Annotated in this window: 15 protein-coding genes and 1 riboswitch; of the genes, 6 read left to right on the top strand and 9 right to left on the bottom strand. The window is 75.0% G+C overall.

Translation table 11 applies throughout. The features are described from left to right. Positions 1-147: 147 nt before the first annotated feature. The 5 genes from gcvH to ACFQ8T_RS02060 form a co-directional block, all read right to left on the bottom strand. The gene (gcvH, locus tag ACFQ8T_RS02080) at positions 148-516 is read right to left on the bottom strand and encodes a glycine cleavage system protein GcvH (protein ID WP_430544899.1); all 369 of its coding nucleotides are present in this window, start codon (positions 514-516) and stop codon (positions 148-150) included. 69 nt (positions 517-585) lie between these two features. Continuing rightward, a complete protein-coding gene (gene gcvT, locus ACFQ8T_RS02075; protein WP_430544898.1) occupies positions 586-1,749 on the bottom strand; it encodes a glycine cleavage system aminomethyltransferase GcvT in 1,164 nt (387 codons plus the stop codon). Between the two features lie 94 nt (positions 1,750-1,843). Then, positions 1,844-4,849: an aminomethyl-transferring glycine dehydrogenase gene (gene gcvP, locus ACFQ8T_RS02070; protein ID WP_430544897.1), complete on the bottom strand. Its 3,006-nt coding sequence runs from the start codon at positions 4,847-4,849 to the stop codon at positions 1,844-1,846. Positions 4,850-4,998: 149 nt separating this feature from the next. Next, positions 4,999-5,106: riboswitch (glycine riboswitch) on the bottom strand. Positions 5,107-5,183: 77 nt separating this feature from the next. Then, positions 5,184-5,837, bottom strand: coding sequence for an HdeD family acid-resistance protein (locus tag ACFQ8T_RS02065; protein WP_430544896.1), 654 nt, complete (start codon positions 5,835-5,837; stop codon positions 5,184-5,186). A 73-nt stretch (positions 5,838-5,910) separates the two neighbouring features. After that, complete coding sequence (locus ACFQ8T_RS02060; RefSeq protein ID WP_430544895.1) at positions 5,911-6,819, bottom strand: LysR family transcriptional regulator; 909 nt, start codon at positions 6,817-6,819, stop codon at positions 5,911-5,913. A gap of 185 nt (positions 6,820-7,004) precedes the next feature. On the opposite strand from ACFQ8T_RS02060, the gene ACFQ8T_RS02055 reads away from it, so the two are divergent. Next, a complete protein-coding gene (locus tag ACFQ8T_RS02055) occupies positions 7,005-7,448 on the top strand; it encodes a hypothetical protein (protein ID WP_430544894.1) in 444 nt (147 codons plus the stop codon). Positions 7,449-7,455: 7 nt separating this feature from the next. On the opposite strand, the gene ACFQ8T_RS02050 is transcribed toward ACFQ8T_RS02055, so the two are convergent. The 3 genes from ACFQ8T_RS02050 to ACFQ8T_RS02040 all read right to left on the bottom strand — a co-directional run bounded on the left by ACFQ8T_RS02050 (position 7,456) and on the right by ACFQ8T_RS02040 (position 10,128). Next, positions 7,456-7,953, bottom strand: coding sequence for a DUF6328 family protein (locus tag ACFQ8T_RS02050; protein WP_430544893.1), 498 nt, complete (start codon positions 7,951-7,953; stop codon positions 7,456-7,458). After that, complete coding sequence (locus tag ACFQ8T_RS02045) at positions 7,950-8,729, bottom strand: endonuclease/exonuclease/phosphatase family protein (protein ID WP_430544892.1); 780 nt, start codon at positions 8,727-8,729, stop codon at positions 7,950-7,952. Before ACFQ8T_RS02045 ends, ACFQ8T_RS02050 begins: the two co-directional genes overlap by 4 nt. A gap of 217 nt (positions 8,730-8,946) precedes the next feature. Further along, positions 8,947-10,128 (bottom strand): aminotransferase class I/II-fold pyridoxal phosphate-dependent enzyme, encoded by a 1,182-nt coding sequence (locus ACFQ8T_RS02040; RefSeq protein ID WP_430544891.1) that lies wholly within the window; start codon positions 10,126-10,128, stop codon positions 8,947-8,949. A gap of 84 nt (positions 10,129-10,212) precedes the next feature. On the opposite strand from ACFQ8T_RS02040, the gene ACFQ8T_RS02035 reads away from it, so the two are divergent. From ACFQ8T_RS02035 to ACFQ8T_RS02020, 4 genes are read left to right on the top strand one after another with little or no spacing between them, the layout of a single operon-like run. Then, on the top strand, positions 10,213-10,761 hold the full coding sequence (locus tag ACFQ8T_RS02035) for a DUF1992 domain-containing protein (RefSeq protein ID WP_430544890.1): 549 nt from the start codon (positions 10,213-10,215) through the stop codon (positions 10,759-10,761). 6 nt (positions 10,762-10,767) lie between these two features. Beyond that, positions 10,768-11,367, top strand: coding sequence for an AAA family ATPase (locus ACFQ8T_RS02030; protein ID WP_430544889.1), 600 nt, complete (start codon positions 10,768-10,770; stop codon positions 11,365-11,367). Next, the gene (locus ACFQ8T_RS02025) at positions 11,364-12,146 is read left to right on the top strand and encodes an HAD-IIA family hydrolase (RefSeq protein WP_430544888.1); all 783 of its coding nucleotides are present in this window, start codon (positions 11,364-11,366) and stop codon (positions 12,144-12,146) included. Before ACFQ8T_RS02030 ends, ACFQ8T_RS02025 begins: the two co-directional genes overlap by 4 nt. Positions 12,147-12,192: 46 nt before the next feature. Next, positions 12,193-13,041, top strand: coding sequence for a Nif3-like dinuclear metal center hexameric protein (locus tag ACFQ8T_RS02020; RefSeq protein ID WP_430544887.1), 849 nt, complete (start codon positions 12,193-12,195; stop codon positions 13,039-13,041). Here the strand turns inward: ACFQ8T_RS02020 and ACFQ8T_RS02015 are convergent. Continuing rightward, a complete protein-coding gene (locus tag ACFQ8T_RS02015) occupies positions 13,029-13,445 on the bottom strand; it encodes a RidA family protein (RefSeq protein ID WP_430544886.1) in 417 nt (138 codons plus the stop codon). The genes ACFQ8T_RS02020 and ACFQ8T_RS02015 overlap by 13 nt on opposite strands. A 107-nt stretch (positions 13,446-13,552) precedes the next feature. Here ACFQ8T_RS02015 and ACFQ8T_RS02010 point away from each other — a divergent pair, with 107 nt between their 5' ends. Beyond that, a complete protein-coding gene (locus ACFQ8T_RS02010; RefSeq protein WP_430544885.1) occupies positions 13,553-14,896 on the top strand; it encodes an amino acid deaminase in 1,344 nt (447 codons plus the stop codon). The last annotated feature ends 8 nt before the right edge of the window (positions 14,897-14,904 follow it).

The raw sequence follows: 14,904 nt of genomic DNA, 5'->3' as shown, positions 1-14,904 counted from the left end.
TGCTTCCGCGCCGGGACGACGACGGCCGGCCGCGCCCCCTCGAAGGACGCGTCCGGCCGTGTCGTCGCAGGTCAGCGCGGTTATCCCAGGCAATCAACGCAATTCGGGCCCGATGGTCACGATTCGGTCACGAGATCTGGGAAAGCGTCAGCCCGCCTGGGCGGCGTACTCCTCGGCCGTCAGCAGGGACCCGCGGGAGGTCACGTCGACCTTGAAGAGCCAGCCCGCGCCGAAGGGGTCGGAGTTCACGACGGCCGGGTCGTCCACGGCCGACTGGTTGACCTCCGTCACGGTGCCGCTCACCGGCGAGTACAGCTCCGAGACGGACTTGGTGGACTCGATCTCGCCGACGACGGCGCCCGCCTCGATCGTCGCGCCCACCTCGGGCAGCTCGAGGTAGACGACGTCGCCCAGCGCGTCGGCGGCGACGGACGTCACGCCGATCGTGGCGGGCGACGCGTCGTCCACCCACTCGTGCTCGGCGGAGTAGCGGAGGTTCTCGGGGAAGTCGGCCATGGGGACTGCTCCTTCGTGTTCTGCGTGCTTGACGACGGTCGGGCTCAGGACGAGGTCAGGACGATCGTCCTACGACCGCTGGTAAAAGGGCAGCGGGACGACGACGAACGGCTCGGCGCGGCCGCGCACGTCGACGGCGAGGGCGGTGCCCTCGGCCGACACCTCGGGCGTCACGTACGCCATCGCCACCGGGTAGCCGAGCGTCGGCGACGGCGCGCCGGACGTCACGTGGCCGACGACGGCACCCACCGCGCCGTCGAGGCCGCGCTGCACGACGTCGTAGCCCGCGCGGGCGGGACGGCGCCCCTCCCCGCGCAGGCCGACCAGGACGCGCGCCGGGGCGCTCTGGGCGCGCGCCGCGAGGGCGTCGCGGCCCACGAACGGCAGCGGCTCGCCGTCGGCTCCGGTCTTGTCGAGCTTCACGACGCGGCCGAGGCCCGCCTCGTACGGCGTCGTGGTCTCGTCCAGCTCGTGCCCGTACAGGGGCATGCCGGCCTCGAGGCGCAGCGAGTCGCGCGCGGACAGGCCGGCCGGGACGAGGCCGCGCCCCGCCCCCGCCGCCAGCAGCGCCCGCCAGAGCTCCACCGCCCGGTCCGCGGGCACGAACAGCTCGAAACCGTCCTCGCCCGTGTACCCCGTGCGCGCCAGCAGCACGCCGATCCCGGCGACCGTGACCTCCGCGGCCGCGTAGTACTTCATGCCGCGGACCGTGTCGACGTCGTCGTCGGCCGTGAGTGCGGCGACGATCTCCTCGGCCTGCGGGCCCTGCACCGCGACCAGCGCGGTCTCGGCGGACCGGTCGGTGACGACCGTGTCGAAGCCGGTCGACCGCGCGACCAGCTCGGCCGCGACGCGCGGCGCGTTGCCCGCGTTGGCGACGACGAGGAAGTGCTCGTCGGCCAGGCGGTAGACGATGAGGTCGTCGAGCACCGAGCCGTCCTCGGCGCAGATCATCGAGTACCGCGCCCGGCCGACGCCGATCGCGCTCGCGTTGCCCACGAGCGCCTGGTCCAGCGCCGCGCCGGACTGCGCGCCCTCGAGGTGGATCTCCCCCATGTGCGACAGGTCGAACAGCCCCGCGGCCTCGCGCACCGCGCGGTGCTCCGCCAGGTCGGAGGTGTACCGCAGCGGCATCAGCCAGCCGCCGAAGCCGGTGAGGCTGGCGCCCAGCGCGACGTGCTCGTCGTGCAGCGGCGTGGTCTTGTCCTGCGTCTCCTGCTGGTCCTCGGCCATCGAGGCTCCCTTCGTGGTGCACGGTCGTCCGTTGTGGGTGCGATCGTGGCCCCTTTTCGGGCGAGAACGGGGCCACGAGCCCACCCACAACGGGTCAGTGGGTGGGGGCGGGCTCCGCGTAGGACTCCAGGGGCGGGCAGGCGCACACGAGGTTGCGGTCGCCCTTGGCCCCGTCGATGCGGCGCACGGGCGACCAGTACTTCGCGCCCCGCAGGCTGGGCAGCGGGAAGGCGGCCAGCTCGCGGGAGTACGGGTGCGCCCACTCGTCGGCGACGACGCTCGCCGCGGTGTGCGGGGCGTGCCGCAGCGGGTTGTCGTCCACGGTCCACTCCCCCGCCGCCACGCGGTCGATCTCGCCGCGGATGGCGATCATCGCGTCGACGAAGCGGTCCAGCTCGGCGAGGTCCTCGCTCTCGGTGGGCTCCACCATCAGCGTCCCCGCCACCGGGAACGACATCGTCGGCGCGTGGAAGCCGTAGTCGATGAGGCGCTTCGCCACGTCCTCCGCGGTCACGCCCGTCTCGGCGGTCATCGGCCGCAGGTCGAGGATGCACTCGTGCGCCACCAGGCCGTTCTCACCGGTGTAGAGCACCGGGAAGTACGGGTCCAGGCGCTTCGCCACGTAGTTCGCGGTGAGGACGGCGGCCTTCGACGCCTCGGTCAGCCCGTCCGGCCCCATCAGGGCGAGGTACGCGTACGAGATCGGCAGGATGCCCGCCGATCCGTGCGGCGCCGCGCTCACGGGCGCGATGCCGTCCTGGCCGGCGATCCCCGGCGTCGGGTCCGCCGGCAGGAACGGCACCAGGTGTGCGGCCACCGCGACCGGGCCCACCCCCGGACCACCGCCGCCGTGCGGGATGCAGAACGTCTTGTGCAGGTTGAGGTGCGAGACGTCGCCGCCGAACTCCCCCGGACGCGCCAGCCCGACCAGCGCGTTGAGGTTCGCGCCGTCGATGTACACCTGCCCGCCAGCGTTGTGTACAAGGTCGCAGACCTCGCGCACGTGCTCCTCGTAGACGCCGTGGGTCGACGGGTACGTGATCATGATCCCCGCCACCTGCGGGCCGTGCTGCTCGAGCTTCGACCGGAGGTCGTCCAGCTCGATCTCGCCGTCGTCCGCCGTCGCCACGACCACCACGCGCAGGCCCGCCAGGGCCGCCGAGGCCGCGTTCGTGCCGTGCGCCGACGCCGGGATCAGCACGATGTCGCGGTGCTCCTCGCCCCGCGACCGGTGGTAGCCCTTGATCGCCAGCAGTCCCGCGAACTCGCCCTGCGAGCCCGCGTTCGGCTGCACGGACACGCCCGCGTACCCCGTGATCTCCGCGAGCTGCGACTCCAGCGTCGACACCAGCTCCGCGTAGCCCAGCGCCTGGTCAGCGGGCACGTACGGGTGGATGTCCGCGAAGCCCGGCCAGCTGATGGCCTCCATCTCCGCCGTCGCGTTGAGCTTCATCGTGCACGAGCCCAGCGGGATCATCGTGCGGTCCAGCGCCAGGTCCTTGTCGCTCAGCGACCGCAGGTACCGGAGCATCGAGGTCTCGCTGCGGTGCACGTGGAAGATGGGGTGCTGGAGGTAGACGCTCGTCCGGGTCACGGCCGCGGGGAGGTCGGCAACCCCTCGCGCGGACGCGTTCACGGGCGCCGGGGCGCCCTCGGCGGAGAAGGCGGCGAGGACGGCGGTCACGTCGTCGGCGGTCGTCGTCTCGTCGCAGGCGATCTGTACATGGTCGGCGTCGGCCTTGTACAGGTTGTAGCCGGCGTCTGCGGCTGCTGCCACGACGCGCCCTGCCTGGCCGGGGACGACCGCGCGGACGGTGTCGAAGAAGACGCCGTGCTCGACCGTGATGCCCGCGGCGCGGAGGCCCGCCGCGACGGCGGCGGCGCGGGCGTGGGTGCGCTCGGCGATCGCGCGGAGGCCGTCGGGGCCGTGGTAGACGGCGTACATCGAGGCGACGATGGCGAGCAGCGCCTGCGCGGTGCAGATGTTGCTCGTCGCCTTCTCGCGGCGGATGTGCTGCTCGCGGGTGGCGAGGGCGAGGCGCAGGCCCGTGGCGCCGTCGGCGTCGGTCGAGACGCCGACGAGGCGCCCGGGGAGCTGGCGCTCCAGGCCCTTGCGGACCGCCATGAAGGCGGCGTGCGGGCCGCCGTAGAAGAGCGGGACGCCGAAGCGCTGGGCCGAACCGACCGAGACGTCGGCGCCGAGCTCGCCCGGGGACGTCAGCAGGGTGAGGGCCAGGAGGTCCGCGGCCACCGTGACCAGCGCGCCGCGCTCCCTGGCCTCCGCGACCACGCCGCGAGCGTCCAGCACGCGGCCCGACGCGCCCGCCTGCTGCACCACGACGCCCACCAGGTCGCCGTCGGGCAGCGTGCCGCCCGCCGCGACGAACGCGTCGAGGCCCGCCGCCAGGCCGCCGTCGAGCCCGACCACGACCACCGGCAGGCCGATGGCCTCGGCGCGGCCGCGCGTGACCGACAGGCTCTGCGGGAACAGGTCGGCGTCGAGCACGACGTACCCGCTCTTCGCGCGCGAGGCGCGCCACATCAGCGCGACGGCCTCGGCGACGGCCGTGGCCTCGTCCAGCAGGGACGCGCCCGCGATCCCCAGGCCGGTGAGGTCCTCCACGGCCTGCTGGAAGTTCAGCAGCGCCTCGAGACGGCCCTGGGAGATCTCCGGCTGGTACGGCGTGTACGCCGTGTACCAGGCGGGGGACTCGAGCACGTTGCGGCGGATCACCGGGGGAGTGGCGGTGCCGTAGTAGCCCAGACCGATCATCTGGCGCTTGACCTGGTTCTTCCCCGCGAGGTCGCGCAGGTGGGCGAGCACCTCGGCCTCCGAGCGGGCGGCCGGCAGGTCCAGCGGGCGGTCCGTGCGGATCGACGCGGGGACGGCGGCGTCCACCAGGGCGTCGAGGCTCGCGTGGCCGAGGGTGTCGAGCATCGCGGCGACCTCGCGGCCGCGCGGGCCCACGTGCCGGTCCGCGAAGACGTCGGGGTCGACGCCGGTGAGGGTGTGCGAGTCGTCCGGGAGGGTGGTCACGTCGGAGCTCCGTGGGTCGGGCCGGGCAGGCGGGGGACTGGCAGGTCCTCCCCGCTCTGTCATCGGACGCGCGCGCGTCGACCTGAGAGTTTTGCCGGTCCGCCATGGCGTCGTCGCAGACGTGACCTACGACGTCGACGGGGCGCGCCGACTTGCACCGTCGGTGGGCCCGCCCGTCGCGAGGACGGGGCAGGGCCGCTTTCCAGAGTTGCCTCGCCACGACGGTACGGATGCCTGAGAGATTCCCGGGGAGGGTTGCTCCTTCGGCGCCGGCCGGCCACCTTGCGGGGGCGCGGCGCGAGCTCTCCCGTCGCGGTTCGAGCGGCTATGCGGCAACCGCACCCGGAGGTGCGGCCGCGTTGTGGGCAGCCGGGGCTGCGGTGTGACGCGCCCGATCCTACCCGGCCGCGGCACCGTCCCGGGCCTTGCGGGCGTCCCGGTCCCGGGTGCCCGTGGCGAACGCGCCCACGACCAGCACCGCGCCGGCGAGCACCAGGTAGAGCGCGAGCAGCTGCGCGCCCGTGGCGACGTCCGAGCTGGGCCGCAGCAGCATCACCAGACCGAGCACGATCCACAGCACCGCGTTGACGAGCTGCCAGTCCCACGACGTCGTGCGGAGCGCGCGACCCCGCAGCGCGCCGATGACGCCGACCACGCCGGCCGCGCACGCCCACACCGCCACGACCAGGTACATCACCGGGCCGGTCATGGACGGCCAGACGATGATGAGGACGCCGGCGACGAGGCTGACGACGCCCGCGATCAGCCGCCAGCTGATCTCGTCGCCCGTGCCCTGCGGCCGGCCCGACCGCCTGGTGGGGGCGCCCTCCAGCGTGAGAAGCACGCCCTGGACGACGATCACCAGGCCGACGAGCCACCGCACCCACACGAGCCCGCGGTCGGGGTTCGCGAACAGCACGATCCCCGCCGCCAGGTACATCAGCGCGCGCAGGTACACCAGACCCCAGAGGCGGCGGGCGGCGCCGAAGGTGCGGTCGGACAGGGGCGCGGCCCCCGGCGACCCGGCCGGCCCCGACGTCGTGTCGCTCATGCTCGCGATGCTAGGAGCGGTCCCGCCAGATCGCGCGGCGGAGACCTGCGGCGTCGCGGGCGGGAGCGGCCCCTCAGGCGAGCTCGAGGTCGCGGGTCACCTCGACCATCGCGTCGACGACGGCGCGCACGGCCGGGCCGGGCTCGTGCCGCGTGGCGCGGTGCCGCGCCACGATCCGCCGGGTGCCGAGGCCCGCGAGGCGCGCGACCTCGACGCCCTCGGGCACGTCCCCGCCCTGGAGCGCGAGCGCGGGCAGCATGGCCACGCCCTGGTTCGCCGCGACGAGCGCGAGCGCCGTGTCGAAGTCGAAGAAGCGGTGCCGCTGGCTGACGGTCGTGCCGAGCGTGCGGGCGAGGCGGCGCAGCGCGCGGTCGGACGCCGTGTCGGCCTCGGCGCCCACCCACTGCAGGTTCGCCAGGTCGTCGAGGCGCTCGGGCATGGGCAGCCCCGCCGGCACGACGACGCACCACGGCTCGTCGAGCAGCGGGACGTCGTGCACGCCGCGGGGGGCGGGGGAGTCCATGTCGGCGTCGCGCTCGAGGAGGATCACGTCGAGGTCGCCGGCGCGCAGCATGCGGATCGCCTCGGCCGGCTCGTGCTCGCGCACGTCCACCTCGACGGCCGGGTACTGCTCGGCCAGGTCGAGCAGCATGGGCGCCACGACGGCGCGGATCCCCGTCTGGAAGGCGCCCAGCACGACCTTGCCGCTCACGCCCTCGCCGAGCCCGGCGATCTCCTGTCGGGCCTCGAGCAGCTCGGCCTCGATCCGCTCGCCTGCCTCGGCCAGCACGCGTCCCGCCGGGGTGAGGGTGACGCCGCGCGGCCCTCGGTCGAGGACGGCGATGCCCTCCTCGGCCTCGAGCCGGGCGATCTGCTGGGACACCGCGGACGGGGTGACATGCAGAAGATCTGCTGCCGCGAGCACGCCCCCGGCGCGGTGCACGGCAAGGAGGAAGGCAAGTCTCCGTGGGTCTGTGGCCATGTAGAGATACTAACTGCCGGTCGGAGAAGGATTTGATTGTGCTGAACGCAGATCGTGCTGCAGAATCGTTTCGACGCCAGCCGGACCTCTCCGGTTCCCGGGTCTCGGGAGCGGCGTCCCCACATCCTCAGTTCTTCCTTCCCATGGCACACCTGTGCCATGCCGACCCCCCGGAGGTGCCCGTCATGACGATCTCCCTGCTGACCGTGATTACTGCCCTCGGGTGGGTCGGCGCCATCGCCGTCGTCCTCGCCTACGGCATGGTGAGCAAGGGCCGCTGGACCGCCGACGGCCTCCAGTTCCAGCTGGCCAACGTCGCCGGCGCGGCCGTGATGCTCCTCATCGCGATCATGAACGGCATCTGGCCGTCCGCCCTGTCGAACGTCGCCGCCGTCATCATCGGCGCTTTCGCGATGCGCACCATCGCCCGCACCCGCCGCGCCGAGCGGGCCGCCGCCGCGCAGCTCGCCGCCGTCCAGTCGACCGGCGACCCGCACGCCGTGGCCGTCGTCGACGGCTCCGCGGAGCCGGCCCCCGGCGCCCTCGTCGCCGAGGTCCTGAGCGACGCCGCGCCCGTGGCCGACGTCGCCGAGCTGCCGCGCCAGGAGCGCGTCGACCTCGCCGCCTGACCGCGCGTCACTCCCGGCGGTGCCGCACGAACGCGGGCACCACCGCCCACAGCCCGAGCAGCACGACCGCCGACGCGGCGCCCACGACGATCCCCGCCGTGCGGCCCAGCACGACGTCGAACACGAGCTCCGCGGTGCCCGCCAGCGCGACGGCGAGGAGCACGAGCCCCGCGCGCGCCATCATGTCGCCCCCGGTGACCACCGAGCGCTTGAGGTGCTTGCGGAACAGCGCCCGGTGCAGCGCGACGGGCGCGACGAGGAGCCCCGTCGTGGCCACGCACACCAGCACGAGCACCAGGTACACCGTCCGCTGGTAGTCGTCCAGGTCCCCGAAGCGGCTCTGGAACGGCAGGATCAGGAGGAACCCGGTGAGGATCTGCACGCCGGTCTGCATGACGCGCAGCTCCTGCAGCAGCTCGTTCCAGTTGCGGTCCGAGCGCTGCTCCGGCGTCTCCGGGCGGCCGTGGGACCGGTCGGGCACACCGCCGGTGGGCTCGTCCGTCATCCCGCGTCCTCACCGGGTGCGGCGTCGAGCGCCAGGTCGACCACGACGGCGCGGTGGTCGCTGACACCCAGGTCCACGGCCCGCGCGGCGGCGGCCGCGGCGACCGGGCCGTCGGCGAGCACGTGGTCGATGCGGAGCCAGGGCCGTGTGCGCGGATAGGTCGGCACGTGCACGAGCTCGCGCCAGCCCGTGCGCCGGGCGGGCAGGTCACCCCGGGTGTTGAGGTCGCCCAGCAGCACCAGCGGGCGCGGCGCGTGCCGGAGCCGGCGCCGCAGCCGCCGCAGCTGAGCGCCCTTCCACGGCTCGCTCTTCGACAGGTGCGTGGCGACGACGGTCAGCGGACCGTCGGGGGTCGCCACGGCGGCCGCGACGGCGACGCGCGGCTCGTCCACGCCGAGCGGCGGCACCCCCGGCAGGTTGAGGCCGGGCAGCCGCATGGCGTGCCAGGCGCGCACCGGGTGCCGGCTCAGCAGCGCGATCCCGTAGCCGGGCGGGGCGGGCAGTCGGCCGTCGTCGCCCGCGGCCGTGCGGGGGGCCCGGCGACGGCGCCACGCCGGGTCGAGCGACCCGCGGACCGCGGGGACGAAGCGGTGCTCGGGCATCCCGAGCGCCGTGGCGACCCGGTACGCCTGCGCCTCCCCGTCGGACCGCGCCTGGCCGTGGTCCACCTCCTGCAGCGCCACGACGTCGGCGTCCAGCGCGGCCAGCGCCTCCCCGAGCCGGTCGAGGTCCACCTGCCGCCCGTCCACCAGCGCGTGCTGGACGTTCGCCGTCACCAGCCGGATCATCCGCCCTCCGTCCACGAGGTAGTGCCAGCCCTGCCGAGGTAGTACCGGGCCTGCCGAGGTGGTACGCACCCCCGCGAGGTAGTGCGAGCCTCCCGCACGAGGCGCCGTCTCGCACCCACGAACGGTGCGCCACCCCGCCCTCGCCTTCCTTCTCACGACCTCGCAAGGACCGCACGACCTCGCGGAGGCGCGTACCACCTCGGCGTCAGAGAGTGCGGTGCCAGGCGACGATGCGGTCGACGGCGCGGGAGACGACGTCGGGCGCGGCGGCGAAGGAGAGGCGCACCCAGTCGCCCCCGCCCACGACGTCGAAGTCCGCACCGGGGGTGATCGCGACGTCGGCCTCGGCCAGCAGGCGGCGGCAGTAGGTCACCGAGTCGCCGCCCACGGCGTCGCGGAAGCCCGCGACGTTCCCGTAGAGGTAGAACGCGCCGTCGGCGGGCGCGACGGGGCGCCAGCCGAGCTCGTCCACGCGGTCGAGCAGGGCGGCGCGCGACGCCGCGTACCGGGCCACGTTCTCCGCGGCGGCGGCGTATCCGGCGGGGGAGAACGCCGCGACGCCCGCGTGCTGCGCCAGCGCCGGAGGCGAGAGGGCCACGTTGCCTGCGAGCGCGTCGACGGGGCCGACAAGCTCGTCGGGCAGGACGAGCCAGCCCAGCCGCCAGCCCGTCATCGCCCAGTACTTCGAGAACGAGTTCACCACCACGGCCCCGGCGTCCGTGTACATCGCCGCCGTGGCCTGCTGTACGTCGGCCGAGTAGGCGATGCCGTGGTAGATCTCGTCGCTGATCAGGCGCACGTCGTGCTCCTCGCACCACCGTGCCAGCGCGGCCAGCTCGGCGGGCGGGAGCATCGTGCCGGTCGGGTTGGCGGGGGAGGCCACGACCAGGCCGTCCAGCCCGCCCGCGTAGTACGCCTCCATGAGCTGGGAGACGGTCGGCTGGTACCGGGTGTCGGGGCCGCAGTCGAGCTCCACCACCTCGCACCCCAGCGCGGCGAGGATGTTCTTGTACGCCGGGTACCCCGGGCGGGCCAGCGCGACCCGGTCCCCGACGTCGAAGGCCGCGAGGAACGCGAGCAGGAACCCCCCGCTCGACCCGGTCGTCACGGCGATCCGCGCCGGGTCGACGTCGACGTCGTACCAGCGCCGGTAGTGCCCGGCGATCTCGCGGCGCAGCGCGGGCACGCCCATCGACTCCGTGTAGCCGAGGTCCGCGGTGCGCAGCAGCTCCGCCGCCTTCTCCCGGACGACGTCCGAGGCGCCGGTCGACGGCTCGCCCGCGCACAGGTTGAGCACGTCGTGGCCGGCGGCACGCCGCTCGTTGGCGGTGGCCAGCACCTGCATGACGGCGAACGGCGGCACGTGGCTGCGGCGCGAGACCTTCATACGGTCATCATGCCGGGTCCGGTCCCCGCGGCGGCGGCCCGGTCCGCCCCTAGGCTGGGAGCAGCCGACCCGAGGGGGATGCCGATGTTCCGACGACGCCAGGACAAGGAGACGGACCCGGCGCGCCGGGCCGCGCAGTACCAGGTGGACCGGGAGGCGGCCGCCGACACCGCGGCCGCGGAGGAGGCCGGCGACGCCGCACCCGACGAGGGGGCCGCACCGGGCCGGGCCAGGCGCCGCATGGACGACCGCGCTCTGTGGGTGGACACCGTCGTCGACCAGGCGATCCGGCGCGGCGAGTTCGACGACCTGCCGCTGGAGGGCAAGCCGATCCCCGGGCTGCGCGGCACGCACGACCCGGACTGGTGGCTCAAGAACCTCGTGGAGCGCGAGCAGATCACCGGCGTCCTCCCGGCCGCGCAGCTGCGCCGCGACGACGCGGAGCTGGACGAGACGCTCGACCGCGAGCCCGAGGAGAAGCGGGTCAGGGAGACCGTCGAGGAGTTCAACGCGCGGGTCGTCGACGCCCGCCGGCAGCTCATGGGCGGCCCGCCGGTCGTGACGCCGACGCGCGACGTCGAGCGCGAGGTGCAGCGGTGGCGCGAGCGCCGGCGCGCCCGCGGGATCTTCTGAGGCCCCGTGGCTGACGTCGTCGTGGTGACGGGGCCGCCGGGCTCGGGGAAGTCGGCCGTCGCGGCGGCCCTGGCCGACCTGCTCGACCCGTCCGCGCTGCTCGAGGCGGACTGGTTCTTCGGCCGGTGGCGGCGCGGCGCCGTCGACCCCTGGCTCCCGGAGGCCGCGCCCCAGACCGTGCCCGCGGGTCGGGCCGCTCTCGCCGCGACCGTGGAGCTCGCCCGCTCGGACGCCTGGGTCGTCTACGACGGCGTGCTGCACCGGGACGCCACCCGGGACCTCGCCGCCCGCGCCGCCGGTGCCGGCGTCGCCGTGCACCGCGCCGTCCTGCTGCCGCCCGTTGACGTGTGCCTCGCGCGAGTGGCCGCGCGGACGGGGCACGGCTTCGACGACCCCGGCGCCACGCGGGACATGCACGCGGCCTTCGCGGCCGAGGCGGACGGCGCGGATGACGATGGCGCGGCGGACGGCGGTTCGGCGGACGGCACCGTCCTGCGTGACGCCGGCGCGTCGCCCGACGACCTCGCGGCGCGGGTCCGCGACCTGCTGCACGCCAGGGCGCTGCGGGTGCCCGGGCCGGTCCCGACCGGGGGAGCGCGGCCGTGACCGCGCACGCCGTCCTGCTCGACCTGCAGGGCACGGTCCACGAGGGCGACCGCCTGGTCCCCGGCGCCGACGCCGCGGTCGCCGCGCTGCGCGACGCGGGGCACGCCGTCTGCTTCGTCACCAACACGGACTCCCAGGACTCGGCGTCGATCGTCGCGCGGCTGCGGGGGATGGGTCTCGGCCTGGACGCGGACGAGCTGTTCACCCCGGTGGACGCGGCCGTCGCCGACCTCGAGGGCACCGGCGCACGGGTGCACGTGCTCGCCACCGCCGCCGTCCGCGACCAGCTCGCCGCGCGTCTCGACGTCGTCGGGCCGGAGGACGACCCGACGCACGTCATCGTGGGCGACGTCCACGACGTGCTCGGCTACCCCGCCCTGGATGCCGCCTTCCGCGCCGTCCTGGGCGGAGCGGAGCTGCTGGCGCTGCAGCACGGGCGCTGGTTCCTGCGCGACGGCCGGCCCGCGCTCGACACCGGGTCGGTGGTCGCCGCGATCGAGCACGGCGCCGAGGTGACGGCGCGCACCCTGGGCAAGCCGAGCACGGAGTTCCTGCGGCTCGCGCTGAGCACCGTCAGCCCGGCGCCGGAGCCCGGGCGCACGTGGGTGGTGGGCGACGACCGCTCGTCGGACGTCGCGATGGGTCGCGCGGCGGGCGTCCGCACGGTGCTGGTGCGCACGGGGAAGTTCGCCCGGCAGGCCGACGACGACGCGCTGCCGCGGCCGGAGCACGTGCTGGACGACGTCACCGGGCTGCCGGAGCTGCTCCGCGGGGCGTGAGGGCGCCGGGCACGAGCGCGTCGGCGCCGGCGGTTACCGTGGCGCCGTGACGACGCCCCACGACCCGACCCTCACCGCCGCGTGCCTGCTCTCCCGCGCGGCCGCGGCCCTGGCCGTGACGCGGCGGCCGACGACGGTCGACGGCCTGGTGGCCGGCGACCCCGGCACGGTGGTGCGCGGCGTCGCCGTGACGACGCTGGCCACGCTCGAGGTGCTGGAGCGCGCCGTCGCGGCGGGCGCGAACGTGGTCGTCACGCACGAGCCGCCCGACTACGACCACACGGGGGCCTCGGTGCCCGACCTGGAGGTGGAGGGCGATCCCGTGCTCGCCGCCAAGCGCGCGTTCGTGGCCGAGCACGGCCTGGTCCTGTGGCGCGCGCACGACGCCTGGCACGACCGGCGCCCGGACGGCGTCGACGAGGGCGCGGCCCGCGCGCTGGGCTGGTCGCTCGACCCCGCCGCCGAGGGCGCGTCGGTGTGCGACGTCGCCCCGGCGACGCTGGGGGAGCTGGCCGCGCACGTCGCGACGGCGCTCGGCTCGCGGACGGCCCGCTTCGTGGGCGACCCCGACCAGCGGGTGCGCCGCGTGGGCCTGGACCTGGGGTTCCGCGGTTTCGCGCGCAACCGCGCGCTGCTGCGCCGCGCCGACGTGGACGCCGTCGTCGTGGGGGAGGCCCACGAGTGGGAGACCCAGTCGTACGCGCTGGACGCCGCGCACCTCGGCACGACCGGCCGGGGCGCGCCGAAGGGGCTGGTCGTGGCCGGGCACGTGCCGGCCGAGCAGGCGGGGATGGCGTTCTTCGCCGACTGGCTGCGCGACGTCGTGCCGGAGGTGCCGGTGACGTACCTGCCCGCGCCGGACCTCGCCCGCCCGGCCGAGGCTCACTCCACGTAGGCGAGCGCGTCGATCTCGACGAGCATCTCCTCGCGGGGCAGGCCGACCATGACGGTGGTGCGCGACGGCAGCACGGCGTCCGGGCCGAGCCGCTCGGTGAGGAACGCGCCGTACGCGTCGTTCATGGCGCCGAAGTCGTCGCGGGTCGTGAGGTAGACGCGCAGCATGACGACGTCAGCCATCGTGCCGCCGCCGGCCTTGACGATCGCCTCGACGTTCTGCAGCGTGCGCGTCGTCTGCGCGGCGACGTCGCCCGGGTAGAGGTACTCGTTGGTCGCCGGGTCCACGGGGCCCTGCCCGGAGACCTGCAGCAGGTTGCCGACCCGCACGCCCTGGTGGAACGTGTGGGCCGGGGCGGGGGCCTGGTCGGTGGAGATCGCGGTCTTCGAGGTCTGCTCAGCCATGTGCTCGTCCTTTCGGGGGTGGTACGGCCACTCTGGACCCGGCGTGCATTTCAGCGGCGGGTGCGGCATCGTCGCACCGTCGACGGGGGAACGAGGAGGGCCTGACGATGGACGGTACCGGAGCCGAGGAGACCTGTCGGATCGACCGCGAGAAGGTGGCCGCCCGGGAGGTCGAGCGCGTCGGCTGGCGGCACAAGGCGATCCCGCCCGAGCTGTGGGGGCTGACCGTCGCGGAGGTCCGCGAGCGCCGTCCCCGCCTGTCGCAGCTGCCGACCCCGCTGCTCACGCTGTCCCGGTCCGCGCTCGACACCAACCTGCGCGTGATGGCCGACTGGTGCGCGGAGCGCGGCCTCGACCTCGCCCCGCACGGCAAGACGACGATGGCGCCGCAGCTGTGGGCCGAGCAGGTCGACGCCGGGGCGTGGGCGATCACGGTCGCGAACCCGTTCCAGCTGGGCGTGGCCCTCGAGTTCGGCGTGAGCCGCGTGATGGTCGCGAACACCGTGATCTCGCCGCTCGCGCTGCGCTGGATCACGGACGAGCTGGCCGCCGACCGGGACCTGCGGGTGCTGGTCTGGGCGGACTCGCCGGTCACGGTGGACCTCATGCACGACGCGCTGGCGGCGCACGTCGAGGCCTCGGGCTCGCGCCCGCCGATCGACGTGCTCGTCGAGCGCGGCGGCGCCGGCGGCCGCACGGGCGCCCGCGACCTGGACACGGCGCTGGCGGCGGCGGAGCGCGTGGTCGCGTCCCCGCACCTGCGCCTGGCCGGCGTCGGCGGGTACGAGGGCGCGCTGGCGCACGACTCCGACGCCCACAGCCGGGACGTGGTGCGCGGCTACCTGCGCGACATGGTCGAGGTGCACGAGCGCCTCGCGGCCGACGGCCGCTACGAGGTGGAGGTGCCCGTCGTGACGGCGGGCGGCAGCGCGTACTTCGACGTCGTCGACGAGGTCATGGCGCCGCTGGTCGCGGCGGGCACGCGCGTGGTCCTGCGCAGCGGTGCCTACGTCGTGCACGACGACGGCTTCTACCGGCACATCTCCCCGCTGGGCGAGGAGCCGCGCAGCGGAGGGCCGGGGTTCCGCAGCGCGATGCACGGGTGGGTGCGCGTGAGCTCGCAGCCCGAGCCGGGCCTCGCGCTGTTCGACGCCGGCAAGCGCGACCTGCCGTTCGACGAGGGACTGCCCGAGGTACAGCTGCGCCGCCCGCGCACGGACGGCGATGCGCCGGACCCGGTGACCGGCGTCCAGGTCACCGCCCTCAACGACCAGCACGGCTTCCTGCGCTGGGACGCCACGGCCGACGTCGACCTGCGCATCGGCGACGAGCTGCGGCTGGGCCTGTCGCACCCCTGCACGGCGATGGACAAGTGGACGCTCGTGCCGGTGGTGGACGACGCCGACGCGGCCGACCCGGTCGTCGTCGACCTCGTCCGGACCTGGTTCTGAGGGGCAGG

Origin of the sequence: Isoptericola sp. NPDC056618 (assembly GCF_042792715.1) — a bacterium.
Taxonomy (GTDB): Bacteria; Actinomycetota; Actinomycetes; order Actinomycetales; family Cellulomonadaceae; genus Isoptericola; species Isoptericola nanjingensis.
The sequence above is the reverse complement of the archived record's forward strand: the minus strand, read 5'-3'. Positions and strand labels throughout refer to the sequence as shown.